Source organism: Bacillus sp. B2-WWTP-C-10-Post-4, assembly GCF_009183805.1.
Taxonomy (GTDB): domain Bacteria; phylum Bacillota; class Bacilli; order Bacillales; family Bacillaceae_G; genus Bacillus_A; species Bacillus_A cereus.
In genome coordinates, this window is record NZ_WEII01000036.1 from 24,155 (window position 1) to 47,162 (window position 23,008).

The window sequence follows — 23,008 nt, forward strand, 5'->3', positions numbered from 1 at the left end:
TTTTCATTTAATTTCTTGCCCCTTTTCGAGACCATATCACAACAGGAATAAGTAATAACGCTAACACGCCTCCAGCCAATGACAATGCCGCATAACTTGAATTCGCTACTACCATACCTGACATCGCTCCACCAGAAGCTCCAGCTAGCGCAATAAAAACATCTATTTTCCCTTGTGTTTTAGCACGTGTAGACGGTGTTGTGGAATCAACGATTTGTGCTGTACCACTAATCAATCCGAGGTTCCATCCTAGCCCAAGTAAAGACAAAGCAACGATTAATAGTAATAAAGAATCACTTGGCGCTATCGCAGCTATGACACCCGCTGCAAGTAAAATCACTCCACCAGCTATGCTCATTGTAGTTCGGCCAATTTTATCAATTAACATTCCTGTAACGAGAGATGGAAGATACATTGCACCTACATGAAAACCTATCACAAGTCCTACTGCACTTAAACCGTGACCGTGGTGTCCCATATGAACTGGCGTCATCGTCATAATCGCAACCATCACGATTTGCGTAAGTATCATTACGATTGCTCCAACTGTAATACCTCGTTTATTTTCTTTCACTTCTTCTGTTATTGGTTGCCCTTTATATGTATGTTCCTGTTTATATCTTTCTATTATGTTAGCAATAATTAACGGATCTGGACGAAGCATAACAAAAAGAACTAGACCCGCCAGTATAAATGCTGCTGCCGATAGTATGAACGGACCTGCAAGTTTAGGAACTCCAATTGAATGCGCAAAACTACCCATTACTCCTACTAAATTTGGTCCTGCAACTGCACCGAAAGTCGTCATTACCATCGTAATACTAACAGCCGTTGCTCTCTGCTTCTTATCTGCTAAATCTGTACCTGCATAACGAGCTTGTAGATTCGTGGCTGTACCGGCACCATATATGAGTAAAGAAATAAGTAAAAGAATAATGCTATTCGTTAAAGCTGCCATTACAACACCAATTGCTCCAAATCCACCTACTATAAACCCTGTTGCAAGACCTATCCGGCGTCCATATCGTTGCGAAAGCTTCCCTACTATGAAAGCTGCTAATGCTGATCCCAATGTAAACATAGCAGTTGGCAATCCTGCAAATGCATCTGTTCCAAGCATTTGCTGCGCAAGAAGTGCTCCCACTGTAATACCAGCAGCTAGTCCTGCACCGCCAAACATTTGTGAAATGCTGACGATTATTAACGTTCGTTTGTATAGTTTTTGTTGCTCTTCTTCTGTGTACACATGATTATCTATTAAAGCCCCTGCCTTATCTAGCAATTCCCCATCCTCCTTTTAAAATTAATCCCTCTTGTTAATGTACTATGTATAACGTTACATATTCAATGGCATTTTCCATTCATCCCTTTCATTCTAAAAAACTTTCTAATCATACTCGACTTATCCCATGCTATATTAAAAACACTACTATTCACAATATGCAAGGAGAAAACAATGAAAAAAACAGGCTAATAGCAGCCTGTTTTTCTTTACGCATCTTCTACTAATCTTCCCCTTCTCTTTTTACTTAAAGCTTTTCCTTCCCAAAACAACAAACTTACGAAAGCACAAATTAAAATAATTGGCACACTTGCTTTATATAAATCTGTGAAACTCATTGCCATCTGATTCTTGGCATAATGATTCACATCATTCGAAAATGTGAGTACCTCTTTCTTTATACTTTCCTCTTGTTTTTCAACTTCTTTTGTCACTTGCCTCATAACTTCTTCTCTTTTTACATCCCTATATTCTACTGGAACTTTTCTTAATATTTCATCCGTCTTGTCGCGAATCAATTCTTCCTTTTTCTCTTTACTTAATCCCATTGTCATTGCATTTTGTTTCTTATTTATATTCGACTCTAAACTTTGATTCTCTATTTTTTCTTTAGTCATTTGTAAAATTTCAGTTTGCTCAGTACTATTCACATGAATATTCCGCACCTTTTCTTCTGCATAACGATATACTTTTTCTTTATTTACAGTTAAATTGTGAGTTAAGTTAGAGACAAATATTGCGACCGCCAATACAATTCCAACTTGTCGTAACATTGATACAACACTTTGAGAAGCAGTTAATAATTCTCCTTCAAACGAAGACGCACTTAAAACTGTAATTGGCCCCACTACTAAGCCATATCCGACACCTAATATCATACATGGAATAATAATTTCTATATTTGTTGAATGAACATCAATCATTTGCAACCAATAGTAGGAAAGCCCCATAACAAGAAATCCTGACAAAATAATAGTTACTTTTCCGAGTTTTTTAATTAAAGTTGCTGCAACTGGTGAGACAAAAAATATCATCGCTGAAATAGGTGTCACTAAAAAAGCCGCTTCAATTTCCGTTCGACCTTGTAGTTTCGTCAAGAACGTTGGAAGCAATACAGTAACTCCAATTAAAAATAAATTACTCAATATAACAACGATCGACGCTCCGACAAACATTCGATCTTGAAATAACTTTAAATTCACCATTGGGTTATGAATCTTTCGTTCTACTAAAATAAATAGAATAAGAGAAATAGTGCTAATTGCATAACAAGACAAAGCAATATTACTTTGCCATCCCCATGTATTACCTTTTACTAATATGAGAGTAAATGAAAAAATTGCTGTGCTACTTAATAGTAGTCCTATCCAATCTATTTTTGAGATAATACGTTCTTCATTTTTTATTTGTAGCATGATGCAACATAACACAATTCCTATTATACAAACCGGAACATTAACGAAGAACACCCATCTCCATCCTAAATTTTGCGTAATAATTCCACCTATTACTGGCCCCATAGCAGCTGACAATCCTTGTGTTACTCCTAAAATTGCAAGTGCAACATGCCTTTTAGCTAACGGCATAGCTGATACACCAATTACCATACTTGTTGGAAATAAAATTGCTGCCCCAATACTTTGTATAAAACGAGAAAAAATAAGAAAATCACCTGTATTAGCAAAAGCGCAAAGTACCGATCCACCCCCAAAAATCACCAGACCAAGAATATACATCTTTGCTTTTCCAAAGATATCAGCTATCCGCCCTAACGGAATGGCAAGTACTGCAATCGTCATTGTATAAACATTTAATACCCAAGACATCTTTTCTAATGAAGTATTTACACTCGATTGTATTGCCGGTAAAGCTATATTCATAATTGTCGTATCAATCATACAAAGAAAGATACCTAGACACATTAAAAAGACAATCTTAATACCCTTTGATTGCTCCATCTTTATATACCCCTTTATTTATTGTGAATGCGTTTTTCATTCTTCTGTTTTATTGTTTTCTTTCGCCTCTAACTCTTCTAATTTTTTCTTCAAAGTCTCCACTTGTGCACTATACGATGCAATACCTACATCTAGTGAAATTTCTTCGACGAAAGTAATACCTATTCTCCACTTTTCATATTTCAATCGAAGATCTGCAATGTACGCTTCTTTTCTTTCAATTTCATCTTTAATCCATTTTTTTATTGTTACATCATCACTATAGTTGCCAAAATACATTCTCATTAAAAAATCCGAACGTAAAACATCCTTCTCTATAGGCGTCTGCATGTATTGATAAAATTCTTCACGCCCCTCATCTGTAATAAAGTACATTTTCTTATTCGGTTTTCCCTCTTGCATGACAACCTCTTTTTTTATTTTCCCTTCATTCTCCAATTGCCGTAATGTTGGATAAATCATTCCAAAACTTCCATCAAAAAAATGAGTAAATACGTCTTCAAACACAATTTTAATATCGTAACCAGACAATTCCTTTTCCATTAATAAACCTAAAACAACATCTCTTCCCTTCAAAGTAAAACCCCCACATAGTATATAATCAATAATCATATTAACATTGTTAATATGATTATTGATTATATACCTTATTCTGTTAATTGTAAAATGTTTCTAAATAAAAAAGCCCCATAATTTGGTTTCACCAATTCACAGGGCCATTTTCTTATTTACTCTTTAACACCTACACCTTGCAAAACTTCAATATCCTCTTTCATTTCATAATAATAAGAAGGCAATTCTATACCATGTTCTAAGAAATAATCCTCAATGAATGAAATAATAATTTTTAACGTTTTCACACGAGCATACAATTTATCGTTACTTTCAATAATATGCCACTTTGCATTTGGCTTACTTGTTTTTTCAAACATGTCTTCCATTGCTTCAACATACTCATCCCATTTTTCACGATTACGCCAATCTTCGTCTGTAATTTTCCATCTTTTCAAAGGATTTTTCTCTCTATCTTTAAATCTCTTTAACTGTTCCTCTTTACTTATATGGTAGAAGAACTTCCCTATTATGTAATGGTCATCTGTTAGTAGTTTTTCAAAATCATTAATCTCATCATATGCTCTCATCCACTCTTCCTTTGTAGCAAATCCTTCAACACGCTCAACTAACACACGACCGTACCATGAGCGATCAAAAATGGTGATTTGCCCGTACTGTGGAATTTTGCGCCAGAAACGTTGCAAATAATGGTAACGTTTCTCATGAGGTGCAGGCGCTCCAATTGGATTTACTTGGAACCCACGCGGGTCAAGATGTTCCGTCACCCGCTTAATTGCCCCACCTTTACCAGCCGCATCCCATCCTTCCATAACAAGCATAACCGCGATTTTTTCTTCTTTCAAAATTTGCTGTAATGCTAATAAGCGCCTTTGATATTTTTCTAATTTCTTATTGTACTTAGATTTTGATTCAATTTTTTTCGTTAAGTCTACTTTAGCAAGATGTCCATTTTCCATAAAACAAATCCCCCTTGTTGTATGACAATGTTATTTTAACATATTTTTGGTAATTTTTTCATATCCTAAAAAAACTGTGTAGAAACATCTCTACACAGCTTCCTTCTCTAATTTCACATATATAAGCACATTTAACTACATTAAAATAAATAATTTATACTGAACTCTTAGTATATTCTTTTTATTAAAACGTAAAAATAGTCCTTTTAAAAAGGGCAGCAATCTAAGTATAGAAAAACAAATTTATTCTTTTTTACTACATACGTAATTATGCCGGCTATAAGAGTATTGAATAAGATATTGATTCACTACTCTTATAGCCACTTTACATTATATGGTATATTTACTCGTAAAAAGAAGATAATAACAAGTAAATCCATTAAAGAATGGGAGCTCTAAAAAAATGAAACGAAAAATATTAACTCTCTTTACACTTTTATGCTTAGCACTACCAATACAAGCTAGTGCTTACACATTTCAGTCACTACCGATTGCGTCAAAGTCTAAACAATGGTATGTCGAAATTGATAAATCTCATAACTCAAACAAGCAAGCAATCCAGCCAAAGCAAGGTGTATTTGATACGTATAGTTTACTCGTAAAAAACATCGGTCATGATGTATCAAACGTATCTGTGGAAATACTTGATAACAACCCTACCTCTAAAGCTACCTTTAAACCTACTACACCTAATGAAAATATTTCTAAAAGTCATACAAGCTTTGACTACATGGTATTCCCATTAGACTTTAATAGTCATAATTTTAAAGTTGTAATCACTTGGGAAGAAAAGAATTTCTCTTACAATGGCCATCCGGTAAATGAAGGTAAAAAAATGAAACAAACATTTGTATTTAATGAAGACTAAGTCCTAATTTCTTTAGGGCTTAGTCTTCTTTTTTGAAACCTGCTTGTATCGCTTCCGTCACTTCTTTTGTGATTTCTAATTTTGTTGTGCCAAATATGTACGGACAGTTTTTCATTACAAAGGTGTTTTATTAATACTAGTTGATTATATGCTAAGTTATTTTCTATATAGGTCTAGCCCTCTTTTCCCATATAATCAATTAAATCGACGAATACTCGGTACAGACAATGCTATTCCAATTGTTAAAATTACTAAACTAGCTAGTGTTATAATAGTTATTTCGCCACCTATGACAGTAGCTAACCAGCCTACAACTACATACCCTAATGGCAATAAAGCAAAAGAACCCAACATATCAAGGCTTGCCACTCTTCCGAATGCTTCTTCTGGTACAAGCTCCTGTAAACTCGTTTCCCAAATGAGTCCAAATATCATCATGCCAAATCCTTCAATTGCCATTAAGAATATTAAAGCGGGTGCCCAAGAAATGAATGGCATAATTAATAAAGCAATGCCACTCATTAAAACACCTCCATAAGCCAGTAATCCTCTCTTATGCCACCGCTCTTTCCCACCAAATATTACTGCGGCAATTATAGCCCCACCACCAGAAAAGGCCATGCCAAGCCCATACACGTAAGCTTCAAAATGATGATGAACATTAAATAACCATGGAATTAATACGACGATAATGCCGGCATAACAAATATTTATAAAAGAAAAAACTAAAATTGTAATCCACAGCCACGGATGACTTTTTAAAACTAAAACACCTTCCATAAACTCTTGTTTGTAAGTAAGCTTACTCTTTTCAATGGGTTTTACTTTTTTAAACTTAATTTCTTTTAAAAATAATAAACATAAAAATGATAATAAGTACGTTGCTGCATCTAGTCCGAAACCTATCCCTGCAGATGCAACCGATACGATTAACCCACCAAGTGCTGGCCCAATCAATCGTATACCTTGATTACTCATTTGAGTGAGTGCGTTAGCTGCATTACGAATTTCAGGAACGAATACTTTCGCCCTTACAGCAGAATATGCTGGTTGGAATATCCCTTCCATAAGTCCGTATATGGCAACGAGAATATATAAAATCGTAATTGTTAATAAATCCATAAATATAAGCGATGCAAGTAATAGCATTAATATACAGCGGATTATATCCGTAAATAACATTAATTTAACCCGATCAATTCGGTCTACAACTAAACCTGCAAACGGTAAAGCAAGAATATTAGGTAGCATGTACATTGCCATCGTCATCCCCATTACAACTGTTGAGCCAGTTAATGAATACACAACAACTGGAAGTATGACCATAGTTATCGAACTACCTAAGGCCGAGAGTAATTGTCCAATCCATAAAAACTTAAAGTGCGTTGATACTTTAACTGGTAATAATAATTTTCCAATATAACTTAAACTTTTCTCCTTTTGTATTTCCCCTTGCATGTCTCTCTCCTCTTTTCAAATGACTATAGAATACATAATATACGACTGAAAATTCATAATATTATATTCCCAATTATATAAGAAACCATTATGTTATGGTAAAATTATCAAAAAAATATAAAGGAGAATGCATCATTATGCCTCCAAATTCACATAACATCGAACACCAAATCTATACAATGTGTATGATCCAGCGCAACAATGAAGTTTTACTCGTAAAACGACCCAATCATCGAGGTTTCCCTGGCTACATAGCTCCTGGCGGCAAAGTAGATTTTCCCGAAAGTATCGTTCAAGCCGCTATAAGGGAAGTAAAAGAAGTAACCGGATTACTTGTTTCGGATTTAAATTTTAAGGGATTAGATGAATATGTAAATCCGAAAGGGAATGTTCGGTACATGGTATTTAACTACTGGACAGACTCATTTGAAGGTGAACTTCTTTTAAACCCACCTGAGGGCAAATTATTATGGATACCAATCGATACAGCACTAAAGCTTCCTATGCAAGATTGGTTTAAAGAAAGATTCCCATTATTTTTTGAAAAAGGCACCTTTGAAATTCAACGTGTTTGGGATAATGAGCTAGATAAACAAGTTGCTATAACAATTACACATACGTAAAAAAGCTTGGAATCTCTCCAAGCTTTTCTTACTTCTCCTCTACTTTCTTAATCTTATAATCAATTTCTAAAAACTTAACTCCAAATATCCACATTCTATGATTAGCTTCTAGTATGTGATCCGTGCGCTCTTTTATAATAAAAGTCTCTGCTAACGGTAAACGGATTGTCAAGAACCGAGTATGTAAATAAATCCCCTCATCTCCCTGACCATTTTCTCTTAACTTACTAGTAATAATTAAATCATGACTATCATTATATAGTTTCAAAATACCAGTCATATTCGAATAAGGTAAAGGTAAGGCGATATTCATATATGTCTCATTCTTATTTGTATGCTTTGAATAAAGAGCTACAAAAATAGATTTACCTGCCTCATTTTTTCTTAGCCAAGCCCTTACATTCTCTCTTCCATCTTTCTCATCTATGACACTAATGATAGAGCCATGCATCGTTTCCCAATTGCCGCCCATTCCTAAATGTATTTGTTCTACACGCTTACTCATTTTCTCATAGCAAAGTGCGAACGGACGGAACCAACGAGCCCATTTAATATTCGATTGCAATTCATACTCTGCTGTATTTTCATAAAAATGAATAATACTTAAAGGAACCTTCGTCACATCAAATGCCTCACTATGAAAGTCATTTACTTTATCAACTAAACCGTTGTATTCCTTACTGTCTACTAAATTGCTGCTATATAAATAAGCCTCACCAATTGCCACATTTCCTCTTAACTTACTCATTGGTTTCCCATAGTATTTATAATTCGGAACACTCTTTTCAATCAACCAGCCGATAAATGCCGGTAACGCTACTCCAATTCCGTTGACAACACCATGAATCCAAACCATTTGAGCAATTGTAATCGTCAAGACATGCTTCAAATTCCCGTATGAATATATAAGTGAGAACATAATTGTAACCATGAGTGTAATAGACGAAACGATTAGAAGAATCTTTGCACTGATAGCATTAAATTTTGCTCTCCAAACGTAAAATCCATACCCATAAATTGCACATAAATATAGGAACACTGCAAAAAATTCAAATATTCTTGAGTATGTAATTCCTATTGCAACTGTCATAGGTGAAATCATGATGATAAACATAATAGCATCATACACTTTACTTCTCTTTTCTCTTTTTCTCCCTATTAAACCAGCTGATAATGGCAATAGAAACGCCGAATAATGAAAATGTGCAGCTGTGAGTAAAACAATGTCAGAGCTAAAATGCATAATTGAAAGTTTTGCTACTGAAGCAGAAAACCAAAAACCACCTAAAAACAAATAAATAAACGCACTATCTATGGCGATCTCTTCTAACGGCTTCCATCCTCTTTCTAGCAATCTACTTACACCAAATAACGCAACAATTCCTGTATATACAAACCAAACTAGCGCAAATAAATAGTGATTTGTGACGAAAGCTAGCATTGCACAAATTGCTGCGATTGGATATAAAAATGATACGGATTTATAAAATAATAATTGCGATCCATCTCTTTTTCTTTTATCAATAATACAAAATGACATTGGTATAAATAATAAAACAGATAATAATATAATTGCTTCAACAGGATTTATATTCGACCACTCACATATTAGAAAAACAACATAGCAAGCAAGCCCAAATATTATATTTTTCATATCGTCTATTCCCTTTCCACAAATGTTCCCTTATATGAAAAAAGCGAACCAATTAACGGGTTTCGTACTTGTACATGAATTCGAAAACATTGTAGTGTTTCATCATAACTTTCAACAATTTTTGCCTCACCATACAAAAATTTTGGTAACGGCATTTTTCTTCCAAACATATAAAACCATTGTTTCTTTGAAGAAATATGCATTGCCCCTAACTCATCGATATGAAAATGCAGTGTAGAAACGAGTAAATGTGGTTCACCAAAATAATCTACAATTTCATTTTCGTTTTCATCAAACTGCATAACTGCATTAAAATATCTTTTCTTATTATGAAAATAAAAAGTACGGTTCCACCTTACTAATTCTTGTCCATATTCATCTCGCTCAGCTATGTTTTGTATCGTAAATGGAATTTCCTCTCCTCGTTCCGAGAAAAACATTCGAAACTTCGATGCAATTTTCAATATAAATTTCACGAAAAAAGAGCCACCGTAAATTTCATCCATCTTTCCTTCCCCTGTAAAACTATTCTCTTCTGTAATCGCATAACGCTTCTGCAATTCAGGATGAAGATTTTTATAGGTATCCCCTAATAATCGTTCATACATATTAGCCATATACTTATCCCTTTCTCGCCCTCTTGCAATTTTTCGCGCTTGGTAAATCGAAACTATTTATATAACCGACAATTGATAACCCCATTAAAAGAACATTTAATGTAATCGGATTAAACGGTCCTGTAAAGCTTGCGATATTCGTAAATCCTGCCGCTAACGTTAAAACTAGTAATACAATAATATGCAGTATAAATAATTTTCGTTTTGTTAGTGGCAACAGCCATACGACACCGAAAATTATTTCTAACCCCCCAATTATTTTAAGTATACATACACTACTTTCATTTGAACCGATTAATAAAGAAAGCATCTTTACTTCTTCTGAATGAGTAAACAGTAGTTTTGGCACTATCCCTTGATATATCCATACAAAAGCAAATAAAGAACATACGAGCCAATACGTCATTGTTCTTCTAATTAGTAACCTAGGATGAAGCCCCTTTTCTAACCATAATTTTAAGGCATCAAAACTCCAAGCAGTCGCCCAACCTAATAACGGACGAAAAATATAGGAATCTATCACATTTCCTATACGACCAAATCTTGTATCATAATCATATTGTGTCTCAAAATGGATGTATTCTTTATTGGGCGTATACTTCCAATAACCACGTCCTATTTGAATAAGAGATAATGTATTATCCGTCCAAAATTTTAAAGAAGAAATTCTTTCACCAGTTTCTTTTCTTATTTCACCTATTGATTCCCCTTCTCCAACTATTTCAAGCCCAAATCCAATCTTTGTTTTATACAAAAACTTCTGTGGTTCCCCTTCTTTTTTCTCTAAATACGAAATTTCAGTAAAGCGAGCATCCCACTCTGTATGTATATCTGGTTCTTGCGTATATTCCCATAATTTTTCCATCGTCGTGTTCATTTTTGTCGCAACATAAATAGGCTGTTTCCTTTTCATTCTCCCCACCTCCTATGCACTATAACTTTAATGTACATGCAATGAATTTATTTTGCTACATTTTTCACAAACTTCCTCAGAAAAAAGAAAGAATTTTTAAAATATATATAAAACACTTGATTCCACGAAAAATTTAAATTATTATAAAACAAATGTTACCAACAACTTCATAAATCAAACACTCTCGCCTAAAACGTGAGATAGAGGTTGCGATACTTATGAGTATTCTAATGGAGACACAGAGATGTCTATGAACTTAGATGAAAGGAAGTATTGCCGAAATTGATAAATTTCTCTGCATTTATCAATTGGGGCTGTTTTCGAATAGAAACAGAACTGTCATATGTACAGACGTGTACGTATGAAGAGCTATCTACAAAAAAGAGATATCATTTTTTTATGATATTCCTTTTTTGGCGGTTTTTTTATTAGCTCCGTTTTCTGTTTCCCTTTTCCTGTAACAGCACCATCCTCACTTATTTGAGATGGTGTTTTTTGTTTGTCTTTCTGGTAACTACAGGAGTATTGGGGATTTATATATTTCCTAATCTATTCTTAAAAATAGACGAAAGAAGGAATTTGTAATGGAAACAATTGTTCAAAAATTTGGTGGCACTTCTGTCGGAAGCGTCGAACGCATTCAACATGTAGCAAATTTAATTATTGAAGAATATGAACGAGGTCATAGCATTGTCTCTGTCGTTTCAGCAATGGGAAAAAGCACAGATGAACTTGTCGCACTCGCTAACGCTATCACAGAAAATCCAAGTAAACGTGAAATGGATATGCTTCTATCTACAGGAGAACAAGTAACTATTTCATTATTAACAATGGCACTGCAAGCAAAAGGCTATCATGCAATTTCATTAACAGGGTGGCAAGCAGGTATTACGACAGAATCTGTACATAGTAGTGCACGGATTACTGACATTCATACAGATCGTATTCAATCTTATCTTGCTGAAGGTACGATTGTTATCGTAGCTGGTTTCCAAGGTATAAGTGTAGAAAATGAAATTACAACGCTTGGCCGTGGTGGCTCTGATACGACTGCTGTCGCATTAGCTGCTGCACTTAAAGCAAAAAAATGTGATATTTATACGGATGTGACAGGTGTATATACGACGGACCCACGAGTTGTAAAAGATGCTTACAAATTAGACGAAATTTCTTATGACGAAATGTTAGAGCTTGCTAATCTCGGTGCTGGCGTATTACACCCGCGCGCTGTTGAGTTTGCTAAAAATCATAATGTAGTTTTAGAAGTTCGCTCAAGTATGGAACAAGAAAACGGAACAATTGTAAAAGGAGAATGTAACATGGAACAACAATCAATCGTTAAAGGTATTGCATTTGAGGATAACATTACACGTGTCACAATTAAAGGATTAGAACAAGGCTCGCTTTCAACAGTTTTCTCTACATTAGCAGCAGCACACATTAATGTAGATATCATCATTCAAAGTATTACAAATGAAGGAACTGTACACCTCTCCTTCTCCATTCATTCGAATGATTTAAGAGAAACTTTAGAAGTTTTGGAACAAAATCAAGAAACTCTTCACTATGAATCTGTAGAACATGAAAATCACTTAGCAAAAGTATCAATCGTAGGATCTGGCATGGTATCTAACCCAGGTGTCGCTGCAAATATGTTCACTACTTTAAAAGAAGAAGATATTCATATTAAAATGGTAAGTACATCAGAAATTAAAGTGTCTGTCGTTATTGACCGCCTTCATTTAGTAACAGGCGTTGAGGCGCTGCATCAATCATTTATGGCGAAAATTGAGCCTTTAGTGCAAATGAGCTAATCTGATATATTTAGTAATGCTAAAAAAATCATATTAATGTATTACCTTCCTATTAAATAAAAAGCTGTTCGTTAACACGATGCTATATGACATATTAAAAAACACCTTGTCACATTTTCCTATACTGTGACAAGGTGTTTTTGACTGAAAGGAATTTGTAACTACTTAGTAGTATAATTATGAGGATAATTAAATAATAGACTTTTATACATAAGGAGATAAGACTATGGCAAAAAACAAATTACTACGAATGGACAATGTCAGCATCGTTGTAGAATCCCTTGATAACGCAATCTCTTTCTTTGAGGAGATTGGCTTGAATCTCGAAGGTCGAGCCAATGTCGAAGGTGAATGGGCTGGTCGCGTAACTGGACTCGGTTCTCAGTGCGTAGAGATCGCTATGATGGTCACTCCAGATGGCCACAGCCGAATTGAACTTTCGCGATTTCTCACCCCACCTACTATATCAGATAACCGAAATGCTCCTGTAAACGCCCTCGGTTATCTACGCGTCATGTTCACCGTTGAAGACATTGACGAAATGGTATCGAGACTCACTAAGCATGGTGCAGAGCTCGTTGGTGAAGTAGTTCAGTATGAGAACTCGTATCGTCTCTGCTACATTCGTGGAGTCGAAGGAATTTTAATCGGTTTAGCGGAAGAACTCGGTAATAAATAAGTAATGTTTTATAAAAAAGAGGGAATAGCTCTATATTTAAGCTATTCCCTCACTTCTATTAAAACAGATGAATGTTTTCTTTTTTACAAGCTGCACGTAAATCGTCAGGCCATACAGAAGATTGAACTTCACCGATATGAGCTTTACGTAAGAAGTACATGCACATTCTTGATTGTCCAATACCACCGCCGATTGTTAATGGTAGTACGTCTTCTAGTATACCTTTATGGAAATCATACTCACGTTTGAAGTCTTCACCAGTTTTCGTTAACTGCTCATCAAGTGATTTACTATCAACACGAATTCCCATTGATGATAATTCAAATGAAGATTGTAGTACTGGGTGCCAGAATAAAATGTCACCGTTTAATTTCCAATCGTCATAATCAGCTGCGCGTCCGTCGTGCTTTTCACCTGAACGAAGTGCATCACCAATTCCGATAATGAAGACTGCACCATGTTCTTTCGCAATTGCATGTTCACGATCTTTCGGTGTTAATTCTGGATATTTATCTTCTAATTCTTGAGAAGTAACGAAAACAATTTCTTCCGGTAAATACTTTCCAAGGAACGGATATTTTTCAAATAAGTGATCTTCTAAATCTTTGAATATTCCATAAATTGTTTGTACTGTTTTTTGTAAGTAATCGACAGTACGCCATTCTTTTTGAACGATTTTTTCCCAATCCCATTGGTCAACGTAAATGGAATGCGTTGCATCAAGTTCTTCATCACGACGAATCGCGTTCATGTTTGTATATAAACCTTCACCAGCTTCATATCCATATTCATGTAATGCAAATCGTTTCCATTTCGCTAGTGAATGAACAATTTCTAATTCTTCTCCTGAATGTAACATATCAAATTCAATTGGACGTTCTACACCGTTTAGGTGATCGTTTAATCCTGATTTTTTCGTTACGAATAATGGTGCAGATACGCGGAATAGTTCAAGGCGTTTTGCTAATTGGTCCTCGAAAAATGTTTTAACTTCCTTAATTGCAATTTGAGTCTCTCTTACTGTCATTAATGATTGATACATGGTGGTTTCCTCCTAAAATGTTTGGATGTTGTGAAAAGAAGCCAACAAAAAAAGCCCTTCTTTCCCAAAAAACTGGGACGAAAGGCTTTGGTTCCGCGGTACCACCCAAATTAGCAACAGAGGTTGCTCACTTATACAATACGGAGATGAAATATCTCGATACTGTTCTTCTTGTAACGGCGAAGTTCCCGGCTAAGTCTACTTTCCTATAAAGGATTTCGGTTAGCAACTCCAGGAGGTTCTTCATAATAGGCTTCGTATCAGGCTCACACCACCCCTGACTCGCTTAAACTACGTCCTACTACTACTCGTCCTTTCATAGTCGTTTTGTTGTCACATCTCTGAAACATTTTATTAATGATTATTCTATACAAAAAATAAAGAAAGTCAACAAAAAGTTTTAAAATATTTTTCAATTCTTTATTTTACGGCTTTATTGATTGTTGTTAATTTAACATCTTTACTTTTTCTGCCTCGTCAATCCAAAAAATGTTTCACTGACCGAAACTAACGTATACACAATAATTAATGTGATCGTTCGGAATATAGAATCCGCAGTATTTCTTATTATTTTCATTTTCTTTATAATTCCTTTCAGTTTACTTGCAATTTCATGATATACTATAGCATTCAAGCAGTTTATTTTTACTTAAAGCAATCATAGTCATTTATAAAGAGTATTTTCTAAATCATTGACTATTATCAAATAAGATTTTTAAATAACGGAGTGATCATATGAGTAAAACGAAGGCAAAACCGAAAAAAGGTGTAGGACAAGGTACAGGAAGTAAAGGATGGAACCGTTGGCAATCAAGTGCAAAGAAAAAGGCAGCTGCAAAGCCATACAAAAGTAAAGGTACAAAGAAGTAATTTAAATAACATTTGATTTCTTTACTTTGTACAAAACAAAATATAATTATTACAACAAAAAGCTATGCTTTCACATGTGAAAGCATAGCTTTTTCATATTAAATCATTAAAATATCTCGTATTTCTTCCTCCGTGATGGATGCTAATTTTTCTTCTCCCGGCTCAATCACTTCAGCAATTAAATTTTTCTTACTTTCTTGCAGTTCATGCATTTTCTCCTCAATTGTTCCCTGAGCTACTAGCTTTATAACTTGCACTGTATTTTTTTGTCCCATTCGATACGCTCTATCGGCCGCTTGTTGTTCAACAGCTGGATTCCACCATAAATCGTATAATATTACTGTATCTGCACCAGTTAAATTAAGTCCGGTACCACCAGCTTTTAAAGAAATGAGAAATAGATCTCCTTCTCCTTCGTTAAACCGATCGCACAGCTCTACACGTTCCTGCGCTGGTGTACTCCCGTCTAAATAAAAGTATGGAATTGCTTGTCGATTTAACTCACGACCAATAATGGAAAGCATCTTCGTAAATTGAGAAAAAATTAATATTCTCTTCCCTGTACTTCTACATTCCTCTAAAATCTCTAACAGTTGTTCAAATTTAGCTGAACTTCCTTTGTAATCATCAACAAATAAAGCAGGATGACAACAAATTTGTCGCAATCTCGTTAAACCAGCTAAAATTCTAATTTTATTTTTACGTAACGTATCTTTGTCTAAATGCTTTAACGTTTCTTCCCTTAGCTTCGCTAAATAAGCAGCATAGAGACTCTTTTGATCGGGTAATAACTCCGATGATTGTAAGTGCTCTATTTTCTCTGGCAACTCATTTAATACGTCCCCTTTTAATCGTCTTAATACGAATGGTTTCACTCGCTTCGCTATATCTTCACGCCTTAAATCACCGAACTCTTTTCTTCCTGGTAATAATTCTGGGAAGACGACATGGAAGATAGACCATAGCTCTTCTAATGAATTTTCTACAGGTGTACCCGTTAGCCCAAAACGGTATTCAGCTTGAATTGTTTTCACAGCTCTTGCCGTTTGCGTTGTAGGGTTTTTAAACGCCTGCGCTTCATCAAGGAATAGTGTATGAAATGGTCTTGCATATAATCTTATATCTCTTCTCAGTAATGGATATGACGTAATTACGACATCAAATTCCGTTATATCTTTCAAAATTTTCCGGCGCTCTGCTTGGTTTCCATCTGCAATAACTGCTCTAATATGCGGGGCGAATTTTTTCAATTCACTAAACCAATTATAAACAAGAGATGATGGTGAAACGACTAATATAGGTAGTTTCTTTTCTCGAATCTCAGGCAAAACAGAATCTATAAAAGCAATGCTTTGCAACGTTTTTCCAAGTCCCATATCATCTGCTAAAATACCGCCAAAACGGTAATGAGCAAGTGTTTTCATCCATTCGAACCCATATACTTGATACTTTCTCATTTCTGCATTTAAAGTATTTGGCACAGCAAACTTTAATTTTTTCGGGTTTTGAATGTTTTCTACTAACTCTTGAACAGAATCATCTAAACTTAAAACATTGCCTTCATGAAGTCCGTTCATCCATTTTACACTCCGAATAAGTGGAACATTTACCTCTTCTCCATGTAAAAATTCTTTCCGAATACCTGATTCTTTTATAAACTGATTAATTTCATTAAACTCTTTACTCTCTAGCGATAAAAACGAACCGTTCGCCAATCGATAATATTTACGTTTCTCTTCAAGGGCCGCTAATACACCTTTAATTTCTGCTTCTGGTATTCCTTTTATATCAAAACGAAATGACAACCAATCAATTCTTTCTTTTCTTCTCACTGTAATAAGAGGAACTGCATCCCCTTTACTAATTCGCAATTTGATTGCTGTCGTCGCATAAATATCAACTAAACCTTTTAATGTTGGCACGACGTGATATAAAAAGTTATACTCAGCTTCTTCATTATGCATAAAGTAACCGCCTTCTGTTTTTGCAAAGGCACTTTCACTCATAATGTCTAAAATCTCTTTTTCCTTTTTCTCATCACGATTAAAAACAGACGGCTGTCCATCCTCTTCTAGCGGATTAATCATGACGTTCCCATAGTGAAATTCAAGCCCTGCTAATAAGCGACTTTTCACGCGGTCTAAATACAATTTCGCTTTTAGCGAAGGTGTTTCAACACGATCCGATATTACTTCATCAATGTGTACAGTTCCGAGCTTCATTAATCCTGGTACAACTTTCGCGACGAAATGTTCCATCTTACTTTCTGGAATATAAAACTGATTACTATTTGAGCGACTCATCATCTTTTGTAATTCAATAAGTCGCATACAATCTTCAATGTGTAAGTGATATAATTTCCCATCGTAAAGTGCATTGTTATACATATCCATAACTTGTACACGATTTAAACCATCTATATGAAGTGTAAATCCGCCATTATTTCCCTTCGTAAATTCAAAGTGTAACGGCAACAACCCTTTTGAAACTTGTAATCCCTGAAACAGTTGTTCATTTTGTTTCAGCTGTACATATTCAACTTTAGAAAGTGAAGAGAGCATATCTTTCCATGAAGCTGGTGGTATAAATATCATACTTTCATCTTGTTTCGCATGTACTTCTAGCGTATCTTCATACATTTTTTCGTTATGATACATTTTAATGAGCTGCTGAATAATCGCATCCGTTTCTTGTTTAAAACTATGTACATCTGGTGTATATGTAAATTCATTTGAACAATGAAAAGATTCCCTTTTCTCCACCTTAGAAAGAAATTCTCTAATATGATTTATGAAATACACTTTGGCAAGTTTCAATTGAATTCCAAGAAGAGCCCCACCACTTCTCGTAGCTACTGGTGTACATATAAACTCAATATCTAATATTTCACGTGTATCAAAACGGTGTTGTTTACTTTTTGGCCTCAGTGGTTTGTCTGCAAACAGCTGAAACATACCACTTGTCAATTGATCATTTCTGCTACTAGTGGAGCTCATTCTACCTGTTTGTTGATTATAGTTTATTTGTATTAATACTGCTGCAACATGTTGACAGTACGTTTGAAAAGACGCTAATGAAGGACAACTACATTTTGCAACAACATCACCCTTTTTGGCTTTTGCTACTGTAACATGGAAATCCTCGTTCCCTTTTACTGTCGCCTCACAAATTTCTTTATTTTCATCGTACTGATCTATTATCACTTTATTTGATTTATAATAGGCTTCACCTCTTTTATATGAGGTCTCTCCGCACACTTCTTTAATAATCGATTTATTCAATGTGAAACTCATTGCTTTGACACTTCCTTAATATAAAACCATTTTCTCTTACTTAACATTTTACATGCTCCACGAGAAAATATAAAATGTTGATTTAACAAAAGAAGATGCTTATTTATAAGCATCTTCTTCACTCTATCTCCATCAACCTCTTCGCCTCAAAATACAACACTTGAATAAACTTTTTCGTATTAATTCGCGTATGACCAGAAGATGCGAGTTCATCTTTCGTCATTTCTGTCATCCGTTTTCTAACTACGGTAAAATCGAAAAATTTTGGAGCATAGCTTTCAAATTTTGGATTTGAAAAGTCTGTTAATCCTAAAGAAGCCAAATGATTTAACGACTGATAAATAGCTCGACGTACTCTTTGTTCAGACGCTTTTTTCTCTTTATCAATATCCGCCTCTAAAGCTAAATCCCCTAATTTTCTTATCGTAATATGATGGAAAATTTCTTTTAACGCAGGAAAGCCAAACTCAAATGTCTGTGCCTTTTCTTGACCATATAAATATTCCAGCATACTAAGTAAATCTTTACTTCCATTCTCTCCCGCAATACCGAGTTCTGATAGTAAAAAGCGCCCTAAATCCCCTATCTTTTTTCCTTCTTGCACTGGTTCAGTACGCAATTGCGGTTTTTCCCACTGAAACACGTTATTCAATGATTTTTGAATATCGTGTATAGAACGCTCCAATCTAATACGCTCCATCACTTTGCGTACAACAGATACAACTTCGATTTTATTTAATGGTTTTGTAATATAATATTCTACACCAAGTGTATATGCCTCACCTATAAGCTGCTTCGATTCCACTTGAGAAATCATAATGATTTTCCCCGTGAAAGTTGACGCAATGTGACGAACTGTTTCAATTCCGTCCCTCATCGGCATCAACAAATCAATAAATAAAATATCTACTTTTTTAAAATTTAGTTGATCCGCCTCAATAAAAGCTCCGTCATCCGCCTCACCAATTACTTCTCCAAGATCTCCATCTTCAACAATTTGCGAAAGCATCGAACGGAAAACTTCATCATCGTCTACGATATAATAAAACAAATCTATTCCCCTTCCCGCTTTAAACTACCCTCTGGTAAACAAACGATAAACTTACATCCTCTTTTATTTTCTCGGCCTTCTAATCTCACTTCTCCGCCTAGCTCTGTTACCATTTCATTTATGTAAGAAAGCCCAATACCAGTTGACGGTGTTCCCGTTTGATCATACTTAGAAGTAAATCCTGGCTTAAATACTAATTTCTTATATTTTTGTGCACTACCAGGTCCATCGTCAATTACTTCAAAAAATATATGTTGATCTCTTTTATATAGCTTAATAATAATGACACCTTTATCTTCAATTGCTTCAACTGCATTTGCAGCGAGGTTATTAAAAATTGATAGAACTGTATACACGTGGTATGCAGCATGCTCACCTTCTATATGTTTAGAAAAACGTATATCCTTTTCTAGCATTTCAGCATACTTCTCGTTTATTCTAACAATCATTTCTGCTAACTCATGTCCTTCTACATATTCAGCCACATTTTTATCTAATAACAGTTTAGATAATCCTGCAAATATCCTTTGATTATCCTTTTTTATTTCATGCACTTCCCCCGCTATTTTCAATGCTGTTTTACTACTTGAATCAGCGCTTACTTGTAAATTTCGATATAGTTGATATGCTTCTTGTGTAATTAACTCCGCATTTTGTAACGTCTTTTTCAAATGAACAGATTCCACATATAAATTAGAAAGATGCATTAACATATTTTCATTTTCTTTTCGAACTTGCGATTCTTTTAATTTCGTTTCATATAAATTCATCATATTTAAAAAACCAAGTGCAAAGAAACTACGAAAAATAGCAATAATGATGAGTTTATTTACTTCAGAAATCGTTATTGTTGTACCTAGTACTAACATGTGATAAAACGCAAGTTCTGACATACTTGCAACAATTTCAATTGAAATCCCAAAGCATCCAATAATGATTGGTTTCTGATGGAACTTATTTACCCTGCAAAGCGAAAAAAAACTGCCATAAATAAAATAATAGAAGAACACAGGATAACGCAAATAAAATGATTCTGTCATATGAAATGAACCTTGCATGATCCAGTCAAGACATACTCGGAATAAGACTACAGATATACCAACAAGAATACCTGCAACTCCTGCTGGTACTCTTCTTAAAAATAATAATAAAAAGAAGAATAGCGGTGTACCGAAGCTAACTCGAAACGTATCATTAAAGGGATGAAAGTTCAGCTCCCCAGCAATCGGAACAACGACCATTAATATAATTAAAAGGGACATATCTTTCTTCCATAATTGATTCCAATTCAAAGGTGACACTTCCTATACTTTTTTTCAGTAGTAAAAGCGAAAGCCCGCTTATTGTTATAAACGGGCTTTTTTTCTATATTCTAACCTTTTCTACCGCTTTTATTTGGCGATACTCTGGCTTCCACATTGCTTCTTTCACTGCCATCTTGATATCGTTATCACTTAAGTTCACTCTTGCAACACCTTCTGCAACTGCAACTTTAGCTACTTCAATTGCAACCATTTCTGAGATATTACGTAATTCTTCGACCTCTGGTAAAATAGGTGCTCCTGGCTGACTTGTATCTACCATACTTGCAACTGCCTCAGCAGCTGCTGCGAACATTCCATCCGTCATGACACTTGCTCGTACTACAATTGTTCCAAGACCAAGACCTGGGAAAATAAGTGCATTATTTGATTGTCCAATCACATACGTTACACCGTTATATGTAACTGGTTCAAATGGACTTCCTGTTGCAACTAACGCTCTTCCTTCTGTCCACTCGATTAAATCTGCTGGTTTTGCTTCAGCAAGTGGCGTCGGATTCGACATTGGTAAAATAATTGGTCTTTCTACGTGAGAAGCCATTTCTTTAATAATCTCTTCTTTAAATGCACCTGCAACAGTAGATGTACCAATTAAAATTGTCGGTTTTACATGTTTCACAACTTCAGCAAGTCCGATCACATCATTTTCTTTCCACTCACTTACTTCTGCTTCTTTTCTTGCGTACGGAATTTGGAAATCAAGAAGATCTTCCATATTATCTGTAACTAACCCGTTACGATCAATACACCAGAAACGCTTATATGATTCTTCTTCAGATACGCCTACGCGGACCATCGCATCTCTAACTTGATCTGCGATACCGATTCCAGCCGTACCAGCACCAAATACAACAACGCGGTGTTCACTTAGCGGTACACCAGAAGCTTTCACTGCCGATAATACTGCCGCAAGTGAAACTGCACCTGTACCTTGAATATCATCATTAAACGTACAAACATCATGACGATATTTATCTAAAATTTTTCGTGCGTTACGAGAGCTAAAGTCTTCCCAATGTAAAAGTGCTTTCGGGAATTGTTTGTTTACCGCTTGTACAAACGTATCAATAAATTCATCGTAAGCTTCACCTGTTATACGAGGGTGACGATTTCCAATATAAAATGGATTGTTTAATAACTCCTCACGGTTTGTACCTACATCTAAAATTACCGGTAATACACGACTAGGATCGATTCCAACTGCAGCAGTGTAAACAGCTAATTTTCCGATTGCGATGTTAATACCACCAACGCCCCAGTCACCAATTCCTAATATGCCTTCTCCATCTGTTACAACGACTAAATCAATGTTCTCAGCTGTTGCATCGATATTCGTGAATGCTTCTTCAATACCTGATGGATCGTTAATTGATAAATAAACACCACGTGGTTTACGATATTCATGACTATATCTTTGAATTGCTACACCGACAGTTGGTGTATATACAATCGGTAACATTTCACGTAAATGATCTGTTAATATACGATAAAATAATACTTCATTTCGATCATGTAACGCAGTTAAGTATACATTCTTTAATAAATCATCCGGCTGAGAACTAAATTGTTCGTATGCTCGGCGTGCCTGTTCTTCTAACGTTAAAACCGCTGGCGGTAATAACCCTTTTAAACCTAACTCTTCTCTTTCATTTTGTGTGAAAGCTACCCCTTTATTTAAAAGTGGTGTTGATAATACTTCTGCTCCTCTTAATGTTGTTTCTAATGCACCATTAGAAGCTACTGTAAACTTGCTCATAACATCCCTACCTCTATTCATATATAGCATTTCTATATTGTAAACAAAAAAGAGGGGATTGTCCCCCTCTTCTTTTAATTTTTCTTTAAAAGAGTTGCTCCTGCAATCCCTGGGTGTGTCATTTCGAATGGATCTAGAATTAACTCTAAGTCTTCTTGTGACAATACACCATTTTTCACACAAAGTTCTCGAACGGATTGGCCTGTTGCAATTGCTTCTTTCGCAACGCGAGCTGCTGCTTCATAACCGATATGAGGGTTCACGGCTGTAATAATT

The 23,008-nt window shown here is 35.2% G+C and carries 19 protein-coding genes, 1 riboswitch and 1 other annotated feature; of the genes, 5 read left to right on the top strand and 14 right to left on the bottom strand.

The window, feature by feature from the left end:
* Positions 1 to 7: 7 nt before the first annotated feature.
* The 4 genes from GBN78_RS15735 to GBN78_RS15750 form a co-directional block, all read right to left on the bottom strand.
* Positions 8 to 1,282, bottom strand: coding sequence for an MFS transporter (locus tag GBN78_RS15735; RefSeq protein WP_000884517.1), 1,275 nt, complete (start codon positions 1,280 to 1,282; stop codon positions 8 to 10).
* 209 nt (positions 1,283 to 1,491) lie between these two features.
* Positions 1,492 to 3,240: an MDR family MFS transporter gene (locus GBN78_RS15740; RefSeq protein ID WP_069604831.1), complete on the bottom strand. Its 1,749-nt coding sequence runs from the start codon at positions 3,238 to 3,240 to the stop codon at positions 1,492 to 1,494.
* A gap of 36 nt (positions 3,241 to 3,276) precedes the next feature.
* A complete protein-coding gene (locus tag GBN78_RS15745) occupies positions 3,277 to 3,816 on the bottom strand; it encodes a PadR family transcriptional regulator (RefSeq protein ID WP_000678329.1) in 540 nt (179 codons plus the stop codon).
* A gap of 152 nt (positions 3,817 to 3,968) precedes the next feature.
* Positions 3,969 to 4,772 (bottom strand): polyphosphate kinase 2 family protein, encoded by an 804-nt coding sequence (locus tag GBN78_RS15750; RefSeq protein ID WP_000427320.1) that lies wholly within the window; start codon positions 4,770 to 4,772, stop codon positions 3,969 to 3,971.
* Positions 4,773 to 5,175: 403 nt separating this feature from the next.
* On the opposite strand from GBN78_RS15750, the gene GBN78_RS15755 reads away from it, so the two are divergent.
* Positions 5,176 to 5,640 (top strand): hypothetical protein, encoded by a 465-nt coding sequence (locus GBN78_RS15755; protein WP_000823343.1) that lies wholly within the window; start codon positions 5,176 to 5,178, stop codon positions 5,638 to 5,640.
* Between the two features lie 195 nt (positions 5,641 to 5,835).
* On the opposite strand, the gene GBN78_RS15760 is transcribed toward GBN78_RS15755, so the two are convergent.
* Complete coding sequence (locus GBN78_RS15760) at positions 5,836 to 7,098, bottom strand: MFS transporter (protein WP_001161173.1); 1,263 nt, start codon at positions 7,096 to 7,098, stop codon at positions 5,836 to 5,838.
* Between the two features lie 137 nt (positions 7,099 to 7,235).
* Between GBN78_RS15760 and GBN78_RS15765 the strand changes: the two genes are divergently transcribed.
* On the top strand, positions 7,236 to 7,721 hold the full coding sequence (locus GBN78_RS15765; RefSeq protein ID WP_097855935.1) for an 8-oxo-dGTP diphosphatase: 486 nt from the start codon (positions 7,236 to 7,238) through the stop codon (positions 7,719 to 7,721).
* 28 nt (positions 7,722 to 7,749) lie between these two features.
* Here the strand turns inward: GBN78_RS15765 and GBN78_RS15770 are convergent, their stop codons facing one another.
* Genes GBN78_RS15770 through GBN78_RS15780 form a run of 3 tightly spaced genes read right to left on the bottom strand, consistent with a single transcriptional unit; the run spans position 7,750 to position 10,905 of the window.
* Positions 7,750 to 9,375 carry a YndJ family protein gene (locus tag GBN78_RS15770; RefSeq protein WP_097855936.1) on the bottom strand — a complete coding sequence of 542 codons (1,626 nt, stop codon included), beginning with the start codon at positions 9,373 to 9,375 and terminating at the stop codon, positions 7,750 to 7,752.
* A gap of 5 nt (positions 9,376 to 9,380) precedes the next feature.
* Positions 9,381 to 9,992, bottom strand: a complete 612-nt coding sequence (locus tag GBN78_RS15775; protein ID WP_000002647.1) for a DUF4166 domain-containing protein — start codon at positions 9,990 to 9,992, stop codon at positions 9,381 to 9,383.
* 4 nt (positions 9,993 to 9,996) lie between these two features.
* Positions 9,997 to 10,905, bottom strand: coding sequence for a DoxX-like family protein (locus tag GBN78_RS15780; RefSeq protein WP_000823948.1), 909 nt, complete (start codon positions 10,903 to 10,905; stop codon positions 9,997 to 9,999).
* Positions 10,906 to 11,098: 193 nt separating this feature from the next.
* Positions 11,099 to 11,285, top strand: a riboswitch (Lysine riboswitch).
* 204 nt (positions 11,286 to 11,489) lie between these two features.
* Here GBN78_RS15780 and GBN78_RS15790 point away from each other — a divergent pair.
* Together GBN78_RS15790 and GBN78_RS15795 are read left to right on the top strand one after the other, a co-directional pair.
* Complete coding sequence (locus GBN78_RS15790) at positions 11,490 to 12,719, top strand: aspartate kinase (protein WP_000448032.1); 1,230 nt, start codon at positions 11,490 to 11,492, stop codon at positions 12,717 to 12,719.
* 226 nt (positions 12,720 to 12,945) lie between these two features.
* Positions 12,946 to 13,398 (top strand): VOC family protein, encoded by a 453-nt coding sequence (locus GBN78_RS15795; protein ID WP_001107261.1) that lies wholly within the window; start codon positions 12,946 to 12,948, stop codon positions 13,396 to 13,398.
* Between the two features lie 58 nt (positions 13,399 to 13,456).
* Here GBN78_RS15795 and asnA read toward each other — a convergent pair whose 3' ends face one another.
* Positions 13,457 to 14,440, bottom strand: a complete 984-nt coding sequence (asnA, locus tag GBN78_RS15800) for an aspartate--ammonia ligase (protein WP_000284914.1) — start codon at positions 14,438 to 14,440, stop codon at positions 13,457 to 13,459.
* A gap of 70 nt (positions 14,441 to 14,510) precedes the next feature.
* Positions 14,511 to 14,769 (bottom strand) — a binding site (T-box leader).
* Between the two features lie 406 nt (positions 14,770 to 15,175).
* On the opposite strand from asnA, the gene GBN78_RS15805 reads away from it, so the two are divergent.
* The gene (locus tag GBN78_RS15805) at positions 15,176 to 15,310 is read left to right on the top strand and encodes a DUF3934 domain-containing protein (protein ID WP_000047588.1); all 135 of its coding nucleotides are present in this window, start codon (positions 15,176 to 15,178) and stop codon (positions 15,308 to 15,310) included.
* Positions 15,311 to 15,408: 98 nt separating this feature from the next.
* Here the strand turns inward: GBN78_RS15805 and GBN78_RS15810 are convergent, their stop codons facing one another.
* The 5 genes from GBN78_RS15810 to GBN78_RS15830 all read right to left on the bottom strand — a co-directional run.
* The gene (locus GBN78_RS15810; RefSeq protein WP_044584339.1) at positions 15,409 to 18,603 is read right to left on the bottom strand and encodes a DEAD/DEAH box helicase; all 3,195 of its coding nucleotides are present in this window, start codon (positions 18,601 to 18,603) and stop codon (positions 15,409 to 15,411) included.
* Positions 18,604 to 18,721: 118 nt separating this feature from the next.
* Complete coding sequence (locus GBN78_RS15815) at positions 18,722 to 19,654, bottom strand: response regulator (protein ID WP_152127506.1); 933 nt, start codon at positions 19,652 to 19,654, stop codon at positions 18,722 to 18,724.
* Between the two features lie 2 nt (positions 19,655 to 19,656).
* Entirely contained in the window at positions 19,657 to 20,955 is a 1,299-nt protein-coding gene (locus GBN78_RS15820) for a sensor histidine kinase (RefSeq protein WP_152127507.1), read from the bottom strand.
* Between the two features lie 64 nt (positions 20,956 to 21,019).
* Entirely contained in the window at positions 21,020 to 22,732 is a 1,713-nt protein-coding gene (gene malS / locus GBN78_RS15825) for an oxaloacetate-decarboxylating malate dehydrogenase (protein WP_152127508.1), read from the bottom strand.
* Between the two features lie 74 nt (positions 22,733 to 22,806).
* The coding region (locus tag GBN78_RS15830) for an aspartate ammonia-lyase (protein WP_098174179.1) at positions 22,807 to 23,008 on the bottom strand (202 nt) is incomplete at its 5' end.